Genomic DNA, 17,556 nt, shown 5'->3' on the forward strand with positions numbered 1-17,556 from the left:
GGCACGAGGCACCGGAGCTCATATCCGCAACCCGGTCTTCTTGAGGATCGCGGTGGAGTAAAGGATGTCGTGGCCGCGGCAGGCGCTGCCGAGCAGCGTTTCGACCTCGCGGGCCTGGGCCTCGACTTCGGCGCGGCTGCGGCCGTGCAGCATCGCGAACAGGTTGTAGGGCCAGGCCGGCAGGTGGCGCGGGCGGCGGTAGCAGTGGCTGACGCCGGCCAGCGCGCCGATGCGTTCGCCGAGCGCGTCGACCTGCTCGTCGGCGACGTCCCAGACGCTCATGCCGTTGGCGGTGAAGCCGAGCCGGTAGTGGTTGGGCACGGCACCGATGCGGCGCACCAGGCCTTGCTCGAGCATCTGCGCCAGGCGCTCGCGCACACGTTCGCCGGACACGCCGAGCATCGCGCCGACGGCCTCGTAGGGCCGCGGCACCAGCGGCAACCCGCCTTGCGTGGCGGCGATCAGTTCACGGTCGAAGGCGTCAAGCGGCATCGTCGGCCTCCTCGGTCTCCAGCGCCGCGGCGGCGTCCACCAGCGGCAGGCGCAGCTCGACGAAGTACTCGCGCTCCTTCGGGAAGGCGAGCACCGGCAGGCCGGTCTCGGCTTCGATGCGTGCGATCGCGACGTCGGCCGCTGCCGGCGATTCGGCGGCGACGACGAACCACATGTTCAGCGCGTGCTCGCGGCGGTAGTTGTGCGCCACCTCGGGCAGCGCATTGACGATCGCGGCGACGGCGTCGAAACGCTCCTCGGGCACGGCGATCGCGGCGAGCACGAAACGCCCGCCGGCACGTTCGATCTGGAACAGCGGGCCGAAACGGGTCAGCACGCCGGCCGTCAGCCAGCCGTGCACCCGTTCGATCAGCGTGTACTCGCTGCAGCCGAGTTCGGCGGCGAGTTCGGCGAACGGCCGGTCGCTGAGCGGCAGGCCGCCGTGCAGGCGGTCGATCAGCCGCAGGTCCTCAGGCGTGAGCATGGGCGGACTCCAGGACGGGGGCGCCGAAACGCGAGGCACCGGTCTGCTTGAAGCGCCGGCACGAGAACAGCACCGAACGCGGGACGTGCTGCAGGCCGGCGGCCACGGTGGCACGCTCGAGCACGGCGTGCACCGCCTCGCGGTCGCGGCCGTGCACCATGCCGTACAGGTTGAAGGGCCAGCCTTCGCCACGCGCGCGGCGGTAGGCCAGCGTGACGCCGGGCACCTGCGCCAGCGCTTCGCCGCGCGTGTCGACCTCGGTGTCGGGCACGTCGAACACGGCCATCGCATTGGCGGCGAAACCGAGCTCGTGGTGGCGCACGATGGCGCCGAAACGTTTCAAGGTGCCGTCGCTCAGCCAGCCGCCCAGCGTCGCGAGCACGGCTTCGGGCTCGCGGCCGAGTTCACGCGCCCAGAGGTCGTAAGGCCGCGCCACCAGCGGCAGGCCTTGTTCGACGAGCGCGGCCAGCGGCCGGTCGGCGGCCGGCACCGCCGGCGCGCGGCGCTGCGGCGCCATCGCCTCGGGCGCGGTGCGTGCGCGCAGGTCGAAGCCGAGGTCGATGCGGTAGGGCCGCACGAGCGGCAGGCGCAGCGCCGGCAGGCCGGTGGCGTGTTCCAGCCGCGCGACGACGGCCTCGACCGCGCCGGCGTCGCCGGCGTTGACGACGAACCACAGGTTCAGCGTGTGCTCGCGCTCGTAGTTGTGGTTGACCTGCGGCTCGGCCGAGACGAGCGCCGCCACCGCCTCCAGCCGCGCCGGCGGCACGGCCATCGCGACCAGCAGCCCGGCACCGCCGGCACCGGGGCCGAAGACGCCGCCGATGCGCGACAGCGCGCCGCGGCGCAACGCATCGCGGAACGCCGCCAGCACCTCGGGCGCCGGGCGGCCGGTGGCCGCGGCGATCGCCGCGAACGGCGTGCGCTCGAGCGGGAAACGCTGCTGCCAGCGGTTGAGCAGGTCGGTGCCGTCCATGCCTAGAACCCGACCCGGTGGGCACGCGAGGTGAAGAAGATGCCGCTGGGCGAGTCGACGGCCAGCGTCGCCAGCGTCGTGAAACGCGTGGTGTCGACGATGCTGACGCGGTGGTCGTCGCGGCTGCTGATCCAGACCGCGTCACCGCGCGGCGTGAACTCCAGGTGCAGCACCGCCTTGCCCGGCGAGAAGGTCTGCACGACCTGCTGCGTCAGCGTGTCGATGACCTGCACGCGGTCGTAGTCGGGCACGGCGAAGTTGACCCAGACCTGGCGGCCGTCGGGCCGCGCCATCACGAACACCGGCTGGCCGGCGACCGCGATGCGGCCGACTTCCTGCCAGCTCTCGGTGTCGACAACCAGCACCTCGTGGCGGCCGATCGCCGGCAGGTAGGCGCGGCGCCCGGCGACGGCCCAGCCGCGCAGATGCGGCATCTTGTAGACCGGCAGCGGCTCCTGGCCGCGGCCGTAGCCCGACAGCACCTTGCGTGCGCGCAGCGGCTCGGCCCAGAGGTCGACGAGCGCCAGGCCGTCCTCGCCGAACAGGCCGGCGACGTAGTGGCGGCCATTGGGCGTGACCAGCGCGTCGTAGGGCTGGCGGCCGATGCCGGCGAGCTGGGTCGTCTTCGGCGCCGCGGCGTCGCTGCAGTCGGTGATCCAGATCGCGTCGGCGTCGAACAGGCTGTAGGCGAAACGCCGGCCCGGCAGGTCGACGAGGCCGACGACACGCGAGCGCTGGCCGGGCGCGTATTCCGCCGGCACGTCGGCCACGAGCGCCAGCGTCGCGGCGTCGAAGACCTTGATGCCGCCGGGCGTGTAGTTCTGCGCCGCGACCAGCGTGCCGTCGGCGCTGATCGCGCCGCCGATCGAGTTGCCGGCCTGCATCACGCGGCCGGCGATGCGGCGCTCCAGCAGGTCGACCTTGCTGAGGCCGCCGTCGCGGCCGAAGACGTAGGCGTAGCGGCCGTCGCGCGAGAACACCGCCGAGGCGTGCGACAGGTCGCCCAGGCCGCCGACGCGGCCGAGCACGGCGCGCGCGCTGGTGTCGACGACGACGACGGAACCGGCGGCACGTTCGACGACGAGGCCGAGGTCACCGGTGCCGCGCAGGGCGGGCGTCTGGGCACAGCCGGGCAGCAGCGCGGCCAGCGGCGGCAGCGCGAGCGCGGCGAGCAGGTCGCGGCGTTTCATCGGGAGGCGGGCAGTTCGGGGAAGCCTGTGAGCAGCCGTTCGGCGATCCAGCGCGCCTCGCCCTCGTCGAGCATCGCGCGCCAGGGCGGCATCGGCGTGCCGGGGCGTCCGTGGAAGATCGTCGCGGCCAGGCCGTCGACGGGTTTGTCGGCCAGGGCCTGCGGCGTCAGCGCGGGGCCGAGGCCGCCGCCGAGCCGCATGCCGTGGCACGAGCCGCAGTCCTGCCGGACCATGCGCACGAGCTGCTGCTGGCGTGGGGCATCAGGCTCGGACGCAGGTTCGGCGGCCGCGGCCGTGGCGGCAGCCGTCGTCAGCACGACGGCCGCCCACCGGCGCAGCCTCAGCCTTGCTTGAGGATCCACGCGATGACCTCCTTGAGGTCGGCGTCGGAGATCTTCTCGGGCGGGTTCGGCGACATCGGGATCGGGCCGAAGCTGCCCGAGCCGCCCTTGCGCACCTTGTCGAAGAGCTTGGCGCTGACGTCCTGGCCCTTGTACTTCGTCGCGATGTCCTTGAACGACGGGCCGACGAGCTTCTTGTCCTTGGTATGGCAGGCCATGCACGCGGCCTTGGTGAGCGCGTCCTCGGGTGCGGCCAGCGCACCGGCGGAGACGAAGGCGAGGCCGAGCGCGACCAGCAGGGTCTTCTTCATGGGAGTCCTTTCGGGGCGGGGAGGCCGGGAGCGGCGCCGGTGCCGCCCCCGGTGCGCGACATCAGTAGATGTCGTGCTGGGTGTTGAAGATGTTGAAGTGGCCCGTGGGCGTGATCAGCCGCGGGTCCTTGATGACGGCCTTCAGCTTCAGCGTCTTGTCGTCGACGACGACCAGCGCGCTCTGCTTGTTCTTGGCCGACCAGACCGAGAACCAGACCTCGTCACCGGCCTTGTTGAACTCCGGCTGCACGACCCGCTTGGCGCCGTCGTCGCCCAGGCCCGCCCACTGCGCGATCGGCAGCACGGTGAAGCCCTTGTCGAGGTTCTTCACGTCGTAGACCGCGACCGACTGCGACAGCGCCGGGTCGGGGTTCAGCGGCGTGTCGACGTACAGGTGCTGCGACTTCGGATGGCTCTTCAGGAACAGCGAGCCGCCGCCCTGGCCGGTGAGCTTGGCGACTTCCTTGAAGGCGTAGGGCTTGTGCTTGACCGGGTCGGTGCCGATCAGCGAGATCGTCTCGTCGCCCAGGTGGCCGGTGGCCCAGACGGGGCCGAAGGTCGGGTGCACGAAGTTGGCGCCGCGGCCCGGGTGCGGGATCTTGCCGACGTCGACGATGGCCGCCAGCTTGCCTTGCTTGGCGTCGATGACGGTGATCTTGTTGCTCTGGTTGGCCGCCACCATGAAGTAGCGTTTGCTGGCGTCCCAGCCGCCGTCGTGCAGGAAGGGCGCCGAGCCGATCTCGGTCATCTTCAGCGCGTCGAGGTTGGAGTAGTCGACCATCAAGGTCTTGCCCGTCTCCTTGACGTTGACGATGAACTCCGGCTTGTAGTGCGACGCGACGATCGACGCGACACGCGGCTCGGGGTGGTACTCCTGCGTGCCGACGACCATGCCGCGCGTGGCGACGATCTTCTTCGGCTCCAGCGTGTCGCCGTCCATGATCGTGAACTGCGGCGGCCAGTAGGTGCCGGCCACGGCCAGCTTGTCCTCGTAGCCCTTGTACTTGGAGGTCTCGACCGAACGCGCCTCCAGGCCGACGCGGATCTCGGCCACCGTCTCCGGGTGCTCCATCCACATGTCGATCATGTTGATCTTGGCGTCGCGGCCGATGACGAACAGGTAGCGGCCCGAGGCCGAGGTGCGCGAGATGTGCACCGCGTAGCCGGTCTTGATGACGCTGATGATCTGCTTGCTGTCGCCGTCGATCAGCGCGATCTCGCCGGCGTCACGCAGCGTCGTCGAGAAGATGTTGTCGATGTTGAACTTGTTCATCTTGCGCGTCGGCCGCTTCTCGGGCGGGACGAGCACCTTCCAGGTCTGCTTCATCTGCGCGAGGCCGAACTCCGGCGGCTGCGGCGGCTCCTGCTGGATGTAGCGGGCCATGATGTCGACGGTCTTCTCGTCGAGCTCGCCCGAGGTCAGCCAGTTCGGCATGCCGGCGGGGCTGCCGTAGGAGATGAAGACCTTCAGGTAGTCGGTGCCCTTGGCCAGCGTGATGTCCGGCGTCAGCGGCTTGCCGGTGGCGCCCTTGCGCAGCACGCCGTGGCAGCCGGCGCAGCGCTCGAAGTACGTCTTGCGGCCGAGCTCGAACTCGGCCTCGGTCATCGCCGGGGCCTTGGGGTTCGTGCTCTGGTGCATCGGCTCGTGGGCCAGCGGCGACGGGGCGCCTTGGTAGCTCTGCTGCGCCGGCGGCATGGTGCCGTGGGTGTCGGCAGCGGCGGACGCCGCGCCCTGGGCCATCGCGCCGGCGGACGCCAGCAGGGCCGCCAGCGCGGCGGCGCCTGCGACCGAGGTCTTGCGGATCATGTTCTCTCCTTCTTTCTCAGCAGGTCGCGACCGGCAGGAAGACCGGCGGCGTGACGCGGGCGCGGCCGTGCCGCTTCCGTGGAACGCATGGTCCGCAGCGGCCGCCGGGGCGTCCTTAAACTGGTTCAAGGACGCTCCCGCCACCGCATTTCGACAATGGCCCCACATCGCGACACACCGGCAAGGAGCTCGGCATGACTGCATTCCCTGAGGCGCCGTACCTGCTGGCAGACCCGTCGCGCTACGGGCACGTGACGCTGCTGGGCGCCGGCCCGGGCGACCCGGAGCTGCTGACCCTCAAGGGCGCGAAGGCGCTGCAGCGCGCGTCGCTGCTGCTCTACGACGCGCTGGTCAGCGAGGAGATCCTGGCGCTGGCGCCGCCCACGGCCGAACGCCTCTACGTCGGCAAGCAGGCTTCGCGGCACGCGCTGCCGCAGGAGCAGATCATCGAGCTGATGCTGCGCCTGGCGCGCAGCGGGCGCTCGCTGGTGCGGCTGAAGGGCGGCGACGGCTACATCTTCGGCCGCGGCGGCGAGGAGGCGATCGCGCTGGCCGAAGCCGGCGTGCCGTTCAGCGTCATCCCGGGGCTGAGCGCGGCGCAGGGCGCCGGCGCCAGTGCCGGCATCCCGCTGACGCACCGCGACCACGCGGGCGCGCTGGTCTTCGCCACCGGCCACCTGCGCAGCGACCGCAACGCCGTCGACCTGGACTGGCAAGCGCTGGCGCGGCCGCGGCAGACGCTGGTGATCTACATGGGTGTCGGCACGCTGCCGATCATCTGCCGCGAGCTCGTCGCGCACGGGCTGGCGGCCGACACGCCGGCGGCGATCGTCGAACGCGCGACGCTGCCCGACGAACGCTGCCTCACCGGCACCGTGACGACGCTGCCGGTGCTGGCGGCACGGCAGAAGGTGCGCACGCCGGCGCTGATCGTCATCGGCAGCGTCGTCGGCCTGCGCCCGCTGCTGGCGCAGCGCCGGCGCGAGATCACCGAACTGGAGGCCTGCGCATGAACGAGAGCCGTGCCGCGGCCTTCGCCCGCATCCCCTACGAAGGCCCGCCCGAGTGGCGCGAGCCGGTGCTCGAGGCGCTGGCGCGGGTCGTCGACCCGGAGATCGCGCTGACCATCGTCGACGTCGGCCTGGTCTACGGCGTGCGGCTGCAAGACCGCATCGCCTCGATCCTGCTGACCACGACCTCGGCCGCCTGCCCGCTGGCCGACTCGATCGCCGACGACGTCGAGAGCGAGCTGATGCAGGTGCTGCCGGCCGGCTGGGCGGTGGACCTGGAGCTGACCTGGACGCCGGAGTGGACGCCGGAGCGCATGAGTCCGTCGGCGCGCCAGTTCATGGGCTGGTAAATGGACCACCCCCGTAGCGCCTTCGGCGCACCTTGCAGGCCGCGCCGGGCCGGTGGCCCGGCCCTTCGGCTGGCGCGGACCGTCCACCGGACGGTCCACGTCCCGCCGAAGCCCCCTCGAGGGGGCGCCGCCAGTGGCCCGGCAAAGCCGGTCCACGGCGTCCGCTTGATGCGCCGAAGACTCTCCACCCGATGCGCGTTCGTCCGAGCACGAAAGTCATGAAGTACCTGCGCCCGCTGGTCGCCACCGCCGTCGTCACCGTGCTCGTCTCGGCGGTGATCGGCGGGCTGCTGCGTGTGGGTGTCGGCCAGACGCTGCTGGCCACGGATGCCGGTGCGGCGGTCTTCGGCCGCGCGGCGGTGTTCCACGCGGCGCTGATGCTGTCGGGTTTCTTCGGCACCGTGATCGCCATCGAACGCGCGGTCGCGGCGCGGGTGCGCTGGGCCTTCGCGGCACCTGCCCTGTCGGGCGCCGGGGCGCTGGCGCTGCTGGGCGGGGCCACTGCGCTGGCGGCGGCGCTGTCGCTGGCCGGCGCGGCGGTGTTCGTCGCGGTGCACGCGCTGCTGCTGAAGCGCCAGGCGATGACGCACACCCGGCTGCTGGCGCTCGCCGCGGGGGCCTGGCTGGCCGGCAACGCCTTGTTCGCCGCCGGCCGCGGCGCCGACGCGCCGGTCTGGTGGTTCGTCTTCCTCGTGCTGACGGTCGGTGCCGAACGGCTGGAGATGACGCGTTTCGCGCCGCGCAAACCGGCGGCCGAACCGGCGCTGCTGGGCATCGTCGCGGCACTGCTGGCCGGCGCGCTGGCGTCGGCCTGGCAGCCGGCGGCCGGCGGCGTGGTCTACGGGCTGGCGCTGATCGCGCTGGGCGCCTGGTTCGCGCTCTACGACGTCGCGCGGCGCACGGTGCGCGCGCCGGGGCTGCCGCGCTACATGGCGCTGTGCCTGCTGTCGGGCTACGCCTGGCTGGTGGTCGGCGGGCTGGCCTGGATGGGCACCGCGTTGGGCTGCCCCGGGCGCGACATGGCGCTGCACGCGCTGGGCCTGGGCTTCGTCTTCAGCATGGTGATGGGCCACGCGCCGGTGATCCTGCCGGCGGTCGCCAAGGTCAAGCTGCGTTTCGGCGCACGTTTCTACGTGCCGGTGGTGGCGCTGCAGGCGTCGCTGGCGCTGCGGCTGTTCGGCGGCGCCGAAGACGCCGGCCTGAAGGCGCTGGGCTCGGCGCTGAACGCGGCCTCGGTGGCGCTGTTCGCCGCGATCGTCGTCAGCGCCATCGTCGCCGCGCGGCGCGCGGCGCGCCAGGCGCCGCCGCCGAAGCCGGTGGACGCCGCCGACGCCGAGGCCCGCCTGGCCGCGGCGCTGGCCGCCGCCCGCGCACGCCGCGGCGACGCGCCGCACTGATCAGCCCGGCGGCGCGAGCCACTCGCGCAGCGCCGGCGACGGCGTGCGCGCGCGGTGGTGCACGAGGTACAGCGGCCGCATGATGGGCGGCAGCCCGCCGTCCAGCAGCCGGACGCGGCCCAGCGCCAGCGCGTCGGCCACGGCCAGCGCGCTGAGGCAGCTGATGCCCAGCCCGGCGGCCACGCCCTGCAGCAGCGCCTCGTTGGTGTCGAACTGCAGCGTGCGCGCGAAGTGGTCCAGCCGCGGCAGCAGCGCCTGCTCGACGGCCTCGCGTGTGCCCGAGCCCGGTTCGCGCAGCAGCCAGCGGGCCTGGCGCAGCTCGTCGAGGTCCAGCCGCCGGCCGGGGGCGGCCAGCGGGTCGTCGGCCGCGGCGACGAGCAGCAGCCGGTCTTCGGACCAGCGTTCGACGTTGAGCTCGGGTTCGCTGCAATGGCCTTCGACCAGCGCGACGTCGAGCTCCAGCCGCGCCGCGGCGGCGGCGATGGCGCGTGTGTTGTCGATCTGCAGCGTGACCTGCGCGTCGGGCCGCTGGCGCAGCAGCCGCGCCAAGAGCGGCGGCACGAGGTAGTTGCCGACGGTGCGGCTGGCGCCCAGGCGCAGCGCCAGCGGCGGCCCGGCTTCGCCGCCGCTGAACTGGTGCTCCAGCCGGCGCAGACGGTCCAGCGCCTCGCGCAGCTCGGGCAGCACGGCCCGGCCGCGTTCGTTGAGCAGCAGCCGGCGGCCGACACGGTCGAAGAGCCGCGTGCCGAGCAGCGACTCCAGCTCGCCGAGCGCGGCGCTGGTCGCCGACTGCGACAGCGCCACCCGTTCGCCGGCGGCCGCGGTGCTGCCGCATTCGGCCACCGCGAGCAGCACCTCCAGTTGGCGCAGCGTGAAACGCATCGTTCGATCGAGTTGCTTAGTCGATCGATGATACGCAAACAACTCGTTTTTCAGATCGTTCGGCGCGGCGCACGATGCGCGCCTTGTCGTTTGCCCTCCCCTCCTCTTCGATGAGCGCGCGGCTGCCCGGGCTGGCGCTGGCCGGCGCCATCGCCGCCGCGGCCACGGCGCTGGCCGCCGTGCCGGGCTTCGCGGCCCACGGCCTGGGTGCGCTGACGCTGGCCATCGTGCTCGGCATCGCCGTCGGTCACATGCCGGCGGCACGGCATGCGGCCACCGGGCCGGGCATCGAGTTCGCGAAGCAGCGCCTGCTGCGCTGGGGCATCGTGCTCTACGGGCTGCGGCTGGGGCTGGCCGACCTGGGCGCGCTGGGCGCCAGCGGGCTGGTGATCGATCTGCTGATGGTCGGCACGACCTTCGTGCTGGCCTACACGCTCGGGCGGCGCGTCTTCGGCCTGGACCACCGCACGACGGTGCTGATCGGCGCCGGCAGCTCGATCTGCGGCGCCGCCGCGGTGATGGCCTGCGCGCCGGTGCTGCGCGGCCGCGCCGACGAGGTGGCGGTGGCGGTGTCCACCGTGGTCGTCTTCGGCACGCTGGCGATGTTCGCCTACCCGCTGGCCTACCCGCTGCTGGGGCTGGACGCGGCGGGCTTCGGGCTCTACGTCGGCTCGACGCTGCACGAGGTGGCGCAGGTCGTCGCCGCGGCGCGGCCGGCGGGCGAGAGCGCGGCCGACGCCGCAGTGGTGGCCAAGCTGGCGCGTGTGATGCTGCTCGCGCCCTTCCTGCTGCTGCTGTCGGCCTGGGACACGCGCCGCGGCGATGGCGGCACGGGGCGCATCACCGTGCCCTGGTTCGCGCTCGGCTTCGTCGCCGTCGTGCTGCTGCACCCGCTGCTGGCGCTGCCGCCGGCGCTGGTGGACGCGCTGCTCGTGATCGACGCCGCGCTGCTGGCCACGGCGATGGCCGCGCTGGGGCTGACGACGCACGTCTCGGCGCTGCGCCGCGCCGGCACGCGGCCGCTGGCGCTGGCGGCGCTGCTGCTGGTCTGGCTGGCGGTCGGCGGGCTGGCGATCAACCTCGCCGTGCCGGCGCTGGCCGGCTGATCAGTCGAAGGCCGGCGCCTCGGGCCGCACGACCGGCTTGCCGGCCGCGACCCAGGCGTCGTAACCGCCGGCGATCGACACGACGTCGGTGTAGCCCATCTCCTGCAGCGCCACCGCGGCCAGCGCCGCGCGGCCGCTGCTCTTGCAGTACAGCACGACCTTCTGGCCGCGCTCGGCCAGCGCCGGCGTGGCGCTCAGCTTGAACTCCAGCATGCCGCGCGAGACGTGCAGCGCCCCGGGCAGATGGCCGGCGGCGTACTCGTCGGCCTCGCGCACGTCGAGCAGCACGTCGGCCTGCGCGACGGCGGCCTCGGCCTGGTCCGGCGGCAGTTCGCGGATGCGCGCCTTGGCGGCGACGACGAGGTCGTGGGCGGTCTTCATCGGGAGTCCTCGGGCGACGGGTGGGAAGGACGACGACTATACCGGCCGCGGTATGCGACGCCTTGCGCCGGCCCGGCCCGGGCCGGCCTGCAGCGGCACGCGGGAACGCCGGGCCCGCCCCTGCCAGATCGGCGAAATGCAGCACGACTGCCCGGCCGCGGTGCGCTGCGGCCGCGCGTGCCGCCGGCGACAGCGGACAAAATCGCGGCCAGAGAATCCGCCCCATTGCCCGCCCGATGCTCCAGTACCGCACCGTCCCCGTCACCCCTTTCCAGCAGAACTGCAGCATCCTCTGGTGCGACGAGACGCGCGAAGCCGCGGTGCTGGACCCGGGCGGGGACGTGCCGGCGATCCTGGCGGCGCTGCAGCGTCTGGACGTCGTGCCGCGGCTGATCCTGCTGACGCACGCCCACATCGACCACGCCGGCGGCGCCGGCCGTCTGGCGCGCGAGCTGTCGCTGCCGATCGTCGGCCCGCACGAAGGCGACCGCTTCTGGATCGACGGCCTCGCGCAGCAGGCGGCGATGTTCGGTTTCCCGGCCGCCGAGCCCTTCGTGCCGGCACGCTGGCTGAAGGACGGCGACACCGTCGCCGTCGGCCGCTCGGCGCTGGCCGTGCGCCACTGCCCCGGGCACACGCCGGGCCACGTCGTCTTCCACAGCGCCGAGGCGAAACGTGCCTTCGTCGGCGACGTGCTGTTCGCCGGCAGCATCGGCCGCACCGACTTCCCCGGCGGCGACCACGCGACGCTGATCGACAGCATCGTGCAGCGCCTGTGGCCGATGGGCGACGACACCGTCTTCGTGCCCGGCCACGGGCCGGAGAGCACGTTCGGCGACGAACGGCGCCACAACCCCTACGTGCGCGGCACCTGAGCCGCCGCACCGCCGGGGCCCGCCCGGCCGGTTGCAGGGCTCGCGCCGGGCGCCCGGCACGGGCCGGCCGCGGGAGGACAATCCGGCGCTCCCGGCCGTCGTGCGGACGGCCGTCACCCGGAGAACCCTGACGATGGCCGAACCCAACCCGCTGCGGGTCGAGCGCGACGGCGCGATCCTGCGCCTGACCGTCGACCGGCCGGAGCGCCACAACCCGCTGTCGATGGCGGTGCTGACCGCGCTGCGCGAGGCGCTGCTGCAGCACGCGCACGACCCCGCGCTGCGCTGCGTGATCGTCACCGGCGCCGGCGAGCGCTACTTCGCCGCCGGCGGCGACGTGCTGGAACTGGAGGCCGTGCGCAGCGAAGACGACGCGCGGCTGATGTCCGACCGCGGCCGCACCGTGCTGGACACGGTGCGCGACTGCCCGGTGCCGGTGGTCGCGGTGCTCAACGGCGACGCCATCGGCGGCGGCAGCGAGCTGGCCGTGGCCTGCGACTTCCGCCTGATGCGCGAAGGCACGCACATCGGCTTCATCCACGGCCGGCTGGCCATCACCTCGGCCTGGGGCGGCGGGCCGGACCTGGCCTCGCTGGTGGGCCCGGCGCGCGCGCTGCGCATGATGTCGCGCTGCGAGCTGGTGCCGGCGCAGACCGCGCTGGCCTGGGGCCTGGCCGACCTCGTCGTGCCCGACGCCGCGGCGATGCCGGCGGCGGTGGACGAGTTCATCGCCCCGATCCTGCGCCAGACGCGCGCCGCGCTGACCGGCGCCGTCGAGCAGACGCGCGCGCTGCGCCGGGGCGAGCCCTACCGCGAACGGCGCGAGATCGAGCAGCGCCACTTCGTGCAGGCCTGGGTGCACGAGGACCACTGGGCCGCGGTGGATCGCTTCAAGGCGCGCAAGCGCGGCGCCTGAGGGCTCATCAGGGCGGCGGCGTGCGCGCGTAGATGCGCGTCGTGCGCAAGCGCCCCTGCAGGTCCAGCCGTTCGTTGACCAGCGTGCCTTCGTGGCGGAAGCCGGCGCGTTCGGCCAGCTTCCAACTGCGCACGTTGCGTTCGTCGCAGGTGATGAAGACACGGTTGGCGGCCAGTTCGCCCAGGGCGTGCTCGGCCAGCGCGCGCACGCCTTCGGTCATCAGGCCCCGGCCCTCGTGGCCGGCGCGGCACCAGTAGCCGATCTCGAAGCGGCGCAGCGTCCAGTCGGCGTCGTGCAGGCCGCTGCCGCCGACGAGGCGGCCCGAGGACTTCAGGAAGAAGAACACCACCAGGCTCTCGTTGAGCAGCCAGCGGGCGTGGAAGCGGCGGCAGCTGGCCTCGGACTGCGCCGGCGTCGGCGGCGGCGTCACCCAGCCCAGCCAGGGCGCGAGCTGCGGCAGCGACTCGTGCACCGCCACGTTGAACACCGGCCCGTCGCCGGGGCGCGGCACGCGGATCAGCAGGCGCTCGGTCTCGAGCTGTTCGGGCAACTGGTTGGATGGCATCGGGACACTCCGGCGGAGTCGGCCGCAGCCTAGCCGCAGGACCGGCCGCGCGAAAGCGCGGGGCGCACGACCCGGGGATCAGCCGCCCAGCGGCTTGTCGTACAGCTCCAGCGTCTCGCCGCCGTGCTCGACGCACCGCAGCCGGCGCCAGCCGCAGCGCTGCAGCAGCGAGGCGGCCGACGCGGTGGCGCAGTACAGCCGCGTCTCGCCCAGTGCCGCGGCGCGACGCTGCAGCTCGAGCAGCAGCGCGCGGCCGATGCCCAGACGGCGCAGGCCCGGGTGCACGACCGCCGCGCCGACCCACGGCCCGAGTTCCGGCAGCGAAGCCAGCCCTTCACGCTTGAGCGCCATGAAGCCGCAGGGATGGCCGTCGAGCCGGGCCACCAGGCCCAGCGGCAGCGCGTCGTGGCGGGCGTAGTGCTGCAGATCGTGCAGCGCGTCGCCCGGCGCGCCGGGGCCGTACCAGGCCGGCCACTCGGCCTCGAAGCGGCGGCGGATCAGCGGCATCAGGTCGGGCCGTTCGGCCAGCGGCACGATCTGCGGCACGGCCGGGCCGCCGCGCATGACGACGACCTCGAAGCGCGTCTCGGCCGCGCCGCGCACGAAGAAGCCGTCCTCGACGGCGGCGAAGCCGTGGTGCTCGTAGAAGCGGCGCGAGTTGCGTGTCGCCACCACCGTCACCGGCCCGTCGTGGCCTTGCCGGGCGCGCAGCACCGCGACGTGCAGCAGATGCCCGCCCAGGCCGCTGCCGGCGGCCTCGGGGCGCACGAAGAGCAGCGTCACCTCGCCCGGCACGGCGGCGCAGAAGCCGAGCACGCGGCCGTCACGCTCGGCCAGCGTCATCCGGCCGGCCTCGATGCCCGGGTGGTGGATGGCGGCGCTGCGGCCCTCGAACCAGGCCGCCATCTGCGCCGGCGTGTAGGCCTCGGCACAGAGATGCAGCACCGAGTCGCGGTGGGCGTCGTAGACGGCCGGCGCGTCGGCGAGCACGGCGGGGCGCAGCGTGATCGCGCCGGAGGCCAGTTGTTCGAGCAGCGTCATCAACCCGGTCTTGCCCGCGATGGGGCGGGGAGAAATCGAGCGGTGCAGGGGCGGCGACAGGTGAGTCATTGAAGCTTGCCACAGCCGCTAAACTGGTCAGCACACTGGTTTGAAGGAGTCGACCATGAAGCACTGGCCTGTCCAGGACGCCAAGGCACGCTTCAGCGAGTTCCTCGAAACCTGCCTGGCCGAAGGCCCGCAGATGGTGACCAAACGCGGTGCCGAAGCGGCGGTGCTGGTGCCGGTGCAGGAATGGCGGCGGCTGCAGGCGGGCGCGCGCCCGTCCTTGAAGGAGCTGCTGCTGTGCGACGAGGCACGCGGCGATCTGCTGCTGCCCAGCCGCGGGGCAGCCCGCCGCCGCACGCCGAGCGCCGCGCGCTGACGGCGATGTACCTGCTCGACACCAACGTCGTCTCGGAGTTGCGCAAGCCCAGGCCGCACGGCGCCGTGCTGGCCTGGCTGCGCGGGCTGGACGAAGCCCAGGTGCATCTGTCGGCGGTGACGATCGGCCAGATCCAGGCCGGCATCGAGCTGACGCGCGAGCAGGACGCCGCCAAGGCCGCGGAGATCGAGGCCTGGCTGGAGATGATCGCGGCCTCGTTCCAGGTGCTGCCGATGGACGCCAGGACCTTCCGCGCCTGGGCGCGGCTGATGCACCGGCGCTCGAACACGCTGTACGAAGACGCGATGATCGCGTCGACCGCCCAGGTGCACGGCCTGACGGTGGCGACACGCAACGTCGCCGACTTCGACGCGCTCGGCGTGCCGGTGCTCAACCCGTTCGCACGCTAGCCCGCCGCCGCTCAGGACGCCCGGATCACCCAGCGCGCGAACGCCGGCAGGTCGGCGACGACCGGCACGTCGTCGTCGCCGTCGGACGGCGCGGCGCCGGCCGGGTTCAGCCACACCGCCTGCACGCCGAAGCGCCGCGGCGCCCGCACGTCGTGCTCCAGCGAGTCGCCGACCATCGCGATGCGCGAGCGCGGCACGCCCAGGCGGCGTTCGACGGCCTCCCAGAACTCGGGCTCGTTCTTGCGGTGGCCGAGTTCGGTGAAGCAGAAGACGTCGGCGAAGTGGCGTCCGAGGCCGACGCGGCGCAGCGCCAGCTCGATCATCGGCCGGCGCGAGACCGTGGCGTTGGTGGCGATGGCCAGCGGCAGCCGCCCGGCCAGCAGCGCCAGCGCCTCGGCGGCGCCGGCCAGCGCCTGCACCTGCGGCCACAGCCCCATCGGCGTGTCTTCGGGGCCCTGCTCCGACATCAGCGTGCCGCCCCAGTCGAAACACACGGCCTGCACCTCGTGCAGCGGGTTGGGCGCCTCGTCGCCCGCGACGGCCGCCACGGCCGGCAGCCCGGCCAGCGAGCGGCGGTAGAAGACCACACGCTCGGTCTCCTCGAACCCCAGGCGCTCGTGCAGCGCCTGGCTGGCGAGGTTGTCGAGCGCCGTGTCCGACGCCAGCTCGGCACAGCCGCGGCTGCGCGCCCAGGCGGCGACAGCGCCGACCAGCGCACGCGAGACGCCCTGCCGGCGCGCCTCGGGCACGACGTACAGGCCCTCGAGGAAGCCGACCGGGCTCGTGTCGGTGCCGTTGACGTAGTCGCGCCGGATCGAGGCTTCGGCCAGGCCGAGCGCGGCGCCGTCGTCGTCACGGGCCAGGAACTGCGCGTAGCGCTCCGGTTCGGCCAGCTGCGACTGCATCTCGTGCAGGTGCCCGGCCGCGTCGGCGTCGGGCCACAAGGCCTGGCGCAGTTGCAGCCAGGCGGGGGCAGGCAAGGTGGTGACGGGGTCGATCTTCATCGGCGATGGATGTGGGCGGCGGCGCGCCGGACGGCTGTCAGCGCGCGGGCGAGCCCGGCAGGCCCTGGCGCAGCCGCCACTCGTCGGCGTCCAGACGCGCCAGCGCGGCCTCGTAACGCGCCTGCGACGCGGCGGCGAGCTGGCCGCCGCGGCTTTGCATCAGCTCGAAGAAATGCTCGGCCAGCGCCGAACAGACGGCGTGCACCGCCTCGTGGCGGCCCAGCCCCTGGCCGACGAGCCGCGAGACGGCGTCGACGACCGCGGGCACGCCGAGCGCCACCTGGTTCTCGACGATCGCGTGGAACACCGCGTGCGCGCGCACGTTGGGCAGCGGGATGCCGGCCTTGCGGTGGTGCTGCTCGGCCAGCTCGATGCGCGCGCCTTCGTCCAGTTCGAGCCAATGCGCGGGGTCGGGGGCGAAGTCGGGGTCGTAGCGCTGCATCGGGGGGCCTCCGGCGGTCAGGGCGGGGAGTGGCGCTTCATTGTCGCCGCGGCCTGCCGCGCCGGGGCCGCTGACGCCGCGCCGCCGGCACGGCAGGCAGCCCGCGGACGTGGCTGCGGCTACTCCAGCACCACCGCCGTGCCGCTGGCCGAGACCATCAGCATGCCGTTGCCCTGGCCCAGCACCTCGTAGTCGAGGTCGATGCCGACGACGGCGTTGGCGCCGGCGGCGCGGGCGCGCTCCTCCAGCTCGGCCAGCGCGATGTCGCGGGCGCGCTGCAGCTCGCGTTCGTAGGTGGCCGAGCGCCCGCCGACGATGTCGCGGATGCCAGCGAACAAGTCCTTGAAGACGTTGGCGCCGAGGATGGCTTCGCCGGTGACGATGCCGCAGTAGCGGCTGATCTTGCGGCCTTCGACGCTGGGGGTGGTGGTGACGATCATGCGGGCTCCTGAGGGGCCGGCCGGAGAAGCGGCCGGCGCCCGGAGGCTAAGACGGCGCCCCCCGGGCGTCCAAGCGCCCTGGCCGCACGGGTTCATCCGGGCGGCCGAGCATCGCGGGGCCTGGCGGCAGGCGCGTCGGCCTCAAGCCTCGGCCGGGCCGGGGCCGTCGCCGCAGGAGCGGCGCGTGACGTAGGTCTCCAGGTCCCGGGCCTCCCGCTCGTCCAGCACGCCCAGCGTGCGCGCCACCGCGGCCGCGTATTGGCGGTAGGCCCAGGGCTGGGCGGTGATCAGCCGGCCGTCCTGCACGAGGTCGGCACGCACGAACTGCATGCCATCCCAGAAGTGGCGCGTCGCGGCGACCTTCTCGGGCGGCGCGTGTTCGGCGGTGTAGTTGTGCGTGCCGCGGCGCCCGACCAGCAGCCCGGCGCCGGCCATCACCAGGTTGCCGGCGCAGATGCCGGCGACGAGCGCACCGGCGGCGGCCTGCGCACGCAAGGCCTCGCTGGCGCGCGGCACCGGCAGCATCAGCGAGCGCGGGTCGCCGCCCGGCACCAGCACGGCCTGCAGCGAGGCCGACTTCAAGGCCGACAGGCCGCCCGCCGGCACGAGCGTGGCGCCGTTCGACGCGCGGTGCGGTTCGCCGTCCGGCGTGTAGTAGCTCAGCGTGCAGCGCCCGGCCAGCGTCTCGGCGGCCAGGGCGATCTCGAAGAAGATGCAGCCTGGGTAGAGCAGGACGGCGACGTGCATCGTCAGGACT

The 17,556-nt window shown here is 73.4% G+C and carries 23 protein-coding genes and 1 pseudogene; 8 read left to right on the forward strand and 16 right to left on the reverse strand.

Annotated features, from left to right (window positions below; all coding sequences use genetic code 11):
• Nucleotides 1–18: 18 nt before the first annotated feature.
• The 7 genes from G5B56_RS09190 to G5B56_RS09220 form a co-directional block, all read right to left on the reverse strand.
• Nucleotides 19–492, reverse strand: a complete 474-nt coding sequence (locus G5B56_RS09190; protein WP_164962993.1) for an AsnC family transcriptional regulator — start codon at nucleotides 490–492, stop codon at nucleotides 19–21.
• On the reverse strand, nucleotides 482–976 hold the full coding sequence (locus G5B56_RS09195) for an Lrp/AsnC family transcriptional regulator (protein ID WP_164962994.1): 495 nt from the start codon (nucleotides 974–976) through the stop codon (nucleotides 482–484). Before G5B56_RS09195 ends, G5B56_RS09190 begins: the two co-directional genes overlap by 11 nt.
• Complete coding sequence (locus G5B56_RS09200) at nucleotides 963–1,949, reverse strand: Lrp/AsnC family transcriptional regulator (protein ID WP_164962995.1); 987 nt, start codon at nucleotides 1,947–1,949, stop codon at nucleotides 963–965. Before G5B56_RS09200 ends, G5B56_RS09195 begins: the two co-directional genes overlap by 14 nt.
• A gap of 2 nt (nucleotides 1,950–1,951) precedes the next feature.
• Nucleotides 1,952–3,139 (reverse strand): cytochrome D1 domain-containing protein, encoded by a 1,188-nt coding sequence (locus G5B56_RS09205; RefSeq protein WP_164962996.1) that lies wholly within the window; start codon nucleotides 3,137–3,139, stop codon nucleotides 1,952–1,954.
• Complete coding sequence (locus G5B56_RS09210; RefSeq protein ID WP_206023508.1) at nucleotides 3,136–3,456, reverse strand: cytochrome c; 321 nt, start codon at nucleotides 3,454–3,456, stop codon at nucleotides 3,136–3,138. The genes G5B56_RS09205 and G5B56_RS09210 overlap by 4 nt, the downstream gene beginning before the upstream one ends.
• A 23-nt stretch (nucleotides 3,457–3,479) precedes the next feature.
• Nucleotides 3,480–3,791 carry a c-type cytochrome gene (locus G5B56_RS09215; protein ID WP_164962997.1) on the reverse strand — a complete coding sequence of 104 codons (312 nt, stop codon included), beginning with the start codon at nucleotides 3,789–3,791 and terminating at the stop codon, nucleotides 3,480–3,482.
• Between the two features lie 61 nt (nucleotides 3,792–3,852).
• Complete coding sequence (locus G5B56_RS09220) at nucleotides 3,853–5,598, reverse strand: nitrite reductase (RefSeq protein WP_164962998.1); 1,746 nt, start codon at nucleotides 5,596–5,598, stop codon at nucleotides 3,853–3,855.
• A gap of 194 nt (nucleotides 5,599–5,792) precedes the next feature.
• On the opposite strand from G5B56_RS09220, the gene cobA reads away from it, so the two are divergent.
• The 3 genes from cobA to G5B56_RS09235 all read left to right on the forward strand — a co-directional run bounded on the left by cobA (nucleotide 5,793) and on the right by G5B56_RS09235 (nucleotide 8,355).
• Nucleotides 5,793–6,611, forward strand: a complete 819-nt coding sequence (gene cobA / locus G5B56_RS09225) for a uroporphyrinogen-III C-methyltransferase (protein WP_164962999.1) — start codon at nucleotides 5,793–5,795, stop codon at nucleotides 6,609–6,611.
• Nucleotides 6,608–6,958: a metal-sulfur cluster assembly factor gene (locus G5B56_RS09230; RefSeq protein ID WP_164963000.1), complete on the forward strand. Its 351-nt coding sequence runs from the start codon at nucleotides 6,608–6,610 to the stop codon at nucleotides 6,956–6,958. The genes cobA and G5B56_RS09230 overlap by 4 nt, the downstream gene beginning before the upstream one ends.
• Before the next feature lie 191 nt (nucleotides 6,959–7,149).
• Nucleotides 7,150–8,355, forward strand: coding sequence for a hypothetical protein (locus tag G5B56_RS09235; RefSeq protein ID WP_240920679.1), 1,206 nt, complete (start codon nucleotides 7,150–7,152; stop codon nucleotides 8,353–8,355).
• Here the strand turns inward: G5B56_RS09235 and G5B56_RS09240 are convergent, their stop codons facing one another.
• Nucleotides 8,356–9,237: a LysR substrate-binding domain-containing protein gene (locus tag G5B56_RS09240; RefSeq protein ID WP_164963002.1), complete on the reverse strand. Its 882-nt coding sequence runs from the start codon at nucleotides 9,235–9,237 to the stop codon at nucleotides 8,356–8,358.
• Nucleotides 9,238–9,347: 110 nt separating this feature from the next.
• Between G5B56_RS09240 and G5B56_RS09245 the strand changes: the two genes are divergently transcribed.
• Entirely contained in the window at nucleotides 9,348–10,343 is a 996-nt protein-coding gene (locus G5B56_RS09245; RefSeq protein WP_240920680.1) for a YeiH family protein, read from the forward strand.
• Here G5B56_RS09245 and G5B56_RS09250 read toward each other — a convergent pair whose 3' ends face one another.
• Nucleotides 10,344–10,724 carry a rhodanese-like domain-containing protein gene (locus G5B56_RS09250; protein ID WP_009858427.1) on the reverse strand — a complete coding sequence of 127 codons (381 nt, stop codon included), beginning with the start codon at nucleotides 10,722–10,724 and terminating at the stop codon, nucleotides 10,344–10,346.
• 236 nt (nucleotides 10,725–10,960) lie between these two features.
• Between G5B56_RS09250 and G5B56_RS09255 the strand changes: the two genes are divergently transcribed.
• Nucleotides 10,961–11,599, forward strand: a complete 639-nt coding sequence (locus tag G5B56_RS09255) for an MBL fold metallo-hydrolase (RefSeq protein WP_009858426.1) — start codon at nucleotides 10,961–10,963, stop codon at nucleotides 11,597–11,599.
• A gap of 133 nt (nucleotides 11,600–11,732) precedes the next feature.
• The gene (locus G5B56_RS09260; protein WP_164963004.1) at nucleotides 11,733–12,515 is read left to right on the forward strand and encodes an enoyl-CoA hydratase/isomerase family protein; all 783 of its coding nucleotides are present in this window, start codon (nucleotides 11,733–11,735) and stop codon (nucleotides 12,513–12,515) included.
• Nucleotides 12,516–12,522: 7 nt separating this feature from the next.
• Here the strand turns inward: G5B56_RS09260 and G5B56_RS09265 are convergent, their stop codons facing one another.
• Together G5B56_RS09265 and G5B56_RS09270 are read right to left on the reverse strand one after the other, a co-directional pair.
• Nucleotides 12,523–13,080: a GNAT family N-acetyltransferase gene (locus G5B56_RS09265; protein WP_164963005.1), complete on the reverse strand. Its 558-nt coding sequence runs from the start codon at nucleotides 13,078–13,080 to the stop codon at nucleotides 12,523–12,525.
• A 78-nt stretch (nucleotides 13,081–13,158) separates the two neighbouring features.
• Nucleotides 13,159–14,121 carry a GNAT family N-acetyltransferase gene (locus tag G5B56_RS09270; RefSeq protein ID WP_164963006.1) on the reverse strand — a complete coding sequence of 321 codons (963 nt, stop codon included), beginning with the start codon at nucleotides 14,119–14,121 and terminating at the stop codon, nucleotides 13,159–13,161.
• A 124-nt stretch (nucleotides 14,122–14,245) separates the two neighbouring features.
• On the opposite strand from G5B56_RS09270, the gene G5B56_RS09275 reads away from it, so the two are divergent.
• Together G5B56_RS09275 and G5B56_RS09280 are read left to right on the forward strand one after the other, a co-directional pair.
• Nucleotides 14,246–14,503 carry a type II toxin-antitoxin system Phd/YefM family antitoxin gene (locus G5B56_RS09275; RefSeq protein WP_009858422.1) on the forward strand — a complete coding sequence of 86 codons (258 nt, stop codon included), beginning with the start codon at nucleotides 14,246–14,248 and terminating at the stop codon, nucleotides 14,501–14,503.
• Between the two features lie 5 nt (nucleotides 14,504–14,508).
• The gene (locus tag G5B56_RS09280; RefSeq protein WP_164963007.1) at nucleotides 14,509–14,913 is read left to right on the forward strand and encodes a type II toxin-antitoxin system VapC family toxin; all 405 of its coding nucleotides are present in this window, start codon (nucleotides 14,509–14,511) and stop codon (nucleotides 14,911–14,913) included.
• Nucleotides 14,914–14,924: 11 nt separating this feature from the next.
• Here G5B56_RS09280 and G5B56_RS20120 read toward each other — a convergent pair whose 3' ends face one another.
• From G5B56_RS20120 to G5B56_RS09300, 5 genes and pseudogenes are all read right to left on the reverse strand, one after another.
• Nucleotides 14,925–15,380, reverse strand: coding sequence for an HAD family hydrolase (locus G5B56_RS20120; protein ID WP_404947957.1), 456 nt, complete (start codon nucleotides 15,378–15,380; stop codon nucleotides 14,925–14,927).
• A 96-nt stretch (nucleotides 15,381–15,476) separates the two neighbouring features.
• Nucleotides 15,477–15,917, reverse strand: a pseudogene (gene aac(6'), locus G5B56_RS20125) (aminoglycoside 6'-N-acetyltransferase); the annotation flags it as partial.
• Nucleotides 15,918–15,954: 37 nt separating this feature from the next.
• A complete protein-coding gene (locus G5B56_RS09290; protein ID WP_164963009.1) occupies nucleotides 15,955–16,359 on the reverse strand; it encodes a hypothetical protein in 405 nt (134 codons plus the stop codon).
• 119 nt (nucleotides 16,360–16,478) lie between these two features.
• Nucleotides 16,479–16,799, reverse strand: a complete 321-nt coding sequence (locus tag G5B56_RS09295; RefSeq protein ID WP_009858418.1) for a heavy metal-binding domain-containing protein — start codon at nucleotides 16,797–16,799, stop codon at nucleotides 16,479–16,481.
• Nucleotides 16,800–16,940: 141 nt separating this feature from the next.
• On the reverse strand, nucleotides 16,941–17,546 hold the full coding sequence (locus G5B56_RS09300) for a DJ-1/PfpI family protein (RefSeq protein ID WP_164963010.1): 606 nt from the start codon (nucleotides 17,544–17,546) through the stop codon (nucleotides 16,941–16,943).
• Nucleotides 17,547–17,556: the final 10 nt, after the last annotated feature.

It is taken from the genome of Rubrivivax sp. JA1026, from assembly GCF_011065555.1.
Classification (GTDB): domain Bacteria; phylum Pseudomonadota; class Gammaproteobacteria; order Burkholderiales; family Burkholderiaceae_C; genus Rubrivivax; species Rubrivivax benzoatilyticus.

Coding starts and splice junctions, on each gene's coding strand:
- G5B56_RS09190 (WP_164962993.1), bottom strand. CDS start 492: ATGCCGCTTGACGCCTTCGACCGTGAACTGATCGCCGCCACGCAAGGC.
- G5B56_RS09195 (WP_164962994.1), bottom strand. CDS start 976: ATGCTCACGCCTGAGGACCTGCGGCTGATCGACCGCCTGCACGGCGGC.
- G5B56_RS09200 (WP_164962995.1), bottom strand. CDS start 1,949: ATGGACGGCACCGACCTGCTCAACCGCTGGCAGCAGCGTTTCCCGCTC.
- G5B56_RS09205 (WP_164962996.1), bottom strand. CDS start 3,139: ATGAAACGCCGCGACCTGCTCGCCGCGCTCGCGCTGCCGCCGCTGGCC.
- G5B56_RS09215 (WP_164962997.1), bottom strand. CDS start 3,791: ATGAAGAAGACCCTGCTGGTCGCGCTCGGCCTCGCCTTCGTCTCCGCC.
- G5B56_RS09220 (WP_164962998.1), bottom strand. CDS start 5,598: ATGATCCGCAAGACCTCGGTCGCAGGCGCCGCCGCGCTGGCGGCCCTG.
- cobA (WP_164962999.1), top strand. CDS start 5,793: ATGACTGCATTCCCTGAGGCGCCGTACCTGCTGGCAGACCCGTCGCGC.
- G5B56_RS09230 (WP_164963000.1), top strand. CDS start 6,608: ATGAACGAGAGCCGTGCCGCGGCCTTCGCCCGCATCCCCTACGAAGGC.
- G5B56_RS09235 (WP_240920679.1), top strand. CDS start 7,150: ATGCGCGTTCGTCCGAGCACGAAAGTCATGAAGTACCTGCGCCCGCTG.
- G5B56_RS09240 (WP_164963002.1), bottom strand. CDS start 9,237: ATGCGTTTCACGCTGCGCCAACTGGAGGTGCTGCTCGCGGTGGCCGAA.
- G5B56_RS09245 (WP_240920680.1), top strand. CDS start 9,348: ATGAGCGCGCGGCTGCCCGGGCTGGCGCTGGCCGGCGCCATCGCCGCC.
- G5B56_RS09250 (WP_009858427.1), bottom strand. CDS start 10,724: ATGAAGACCGCCCACGACCTCGTCGTCGCCGCCAAGGCGCGCATCCGC.
- G5B56_RS09255 (WP_009858426.1), top strand. CDS start 10,961: ATGCTCCAGTACCGCACCGTCCCCGTCACCCCTTTCCAGCAGAACTGC.
- G5B56_RS09260 (WP_164963004.1), top strand. CDS start 11,733: ATGGCCGAACCCAACCCGCTGCGGGTCGAGCGCGACGGCGCGATCCTG.
- G5B56_RS09265 (WP_164963005.1), bottom strand. CDS start 13,080: ATGCCATCCAACCAGTTGCCCGAACAGCTCGAGACCGAGCGCCTGCTG.
- G5B56_RS09270 (WP_164963006.1), bottom strand. CDS start 14,121: ATGACGCTGCTCGAACAACTGGCCTCCGGCGCGATCACGCTGCGCCCC.
- G5B56_RS09275 (WP_009858422.1), top strand. CDS start 14,246: ATGAAGCACTGGCCTGTCCAGGACGCCAAGGCACGCTTCAGCGAGTTC.
- G5B56_RS09280 (WP_164963007.1), top strand. CDS start 14,509: ATGTACCTGCTCGACACCAACGTCGTCTCGGAGTTGCGCAAGCCCAGG.
- G5B56_RS20120 (WP_404947957.1), bottom strand. CDS start 15,380: ATGTCGGAGCAGGGCCCCGAAGACACGCCGATGGGGCTGTGGCCGCAG.
- G5B56_RS09290 (WP_164963009.1), bottom strand. CDS start 16,359: ATGCAGCGCTACGACCCCGACTTCGCCCCCGACCCCGCGCATTGGCTC.
- G5B56_RS09295 (WP_009858418.1), bottom strand. CDS start 16,799: ATGATCGTCACCACCACCCCCAGCGTCGAAGGCCGCAAGATCAGCCGC.
- G5B56_RS09300 (WP_164963010.1), bottom strand. CDS start 17,546: ATGCACGTCGCCGTCCTGCTCTACCCAGGCTGCATCTTCTTCGAGATC.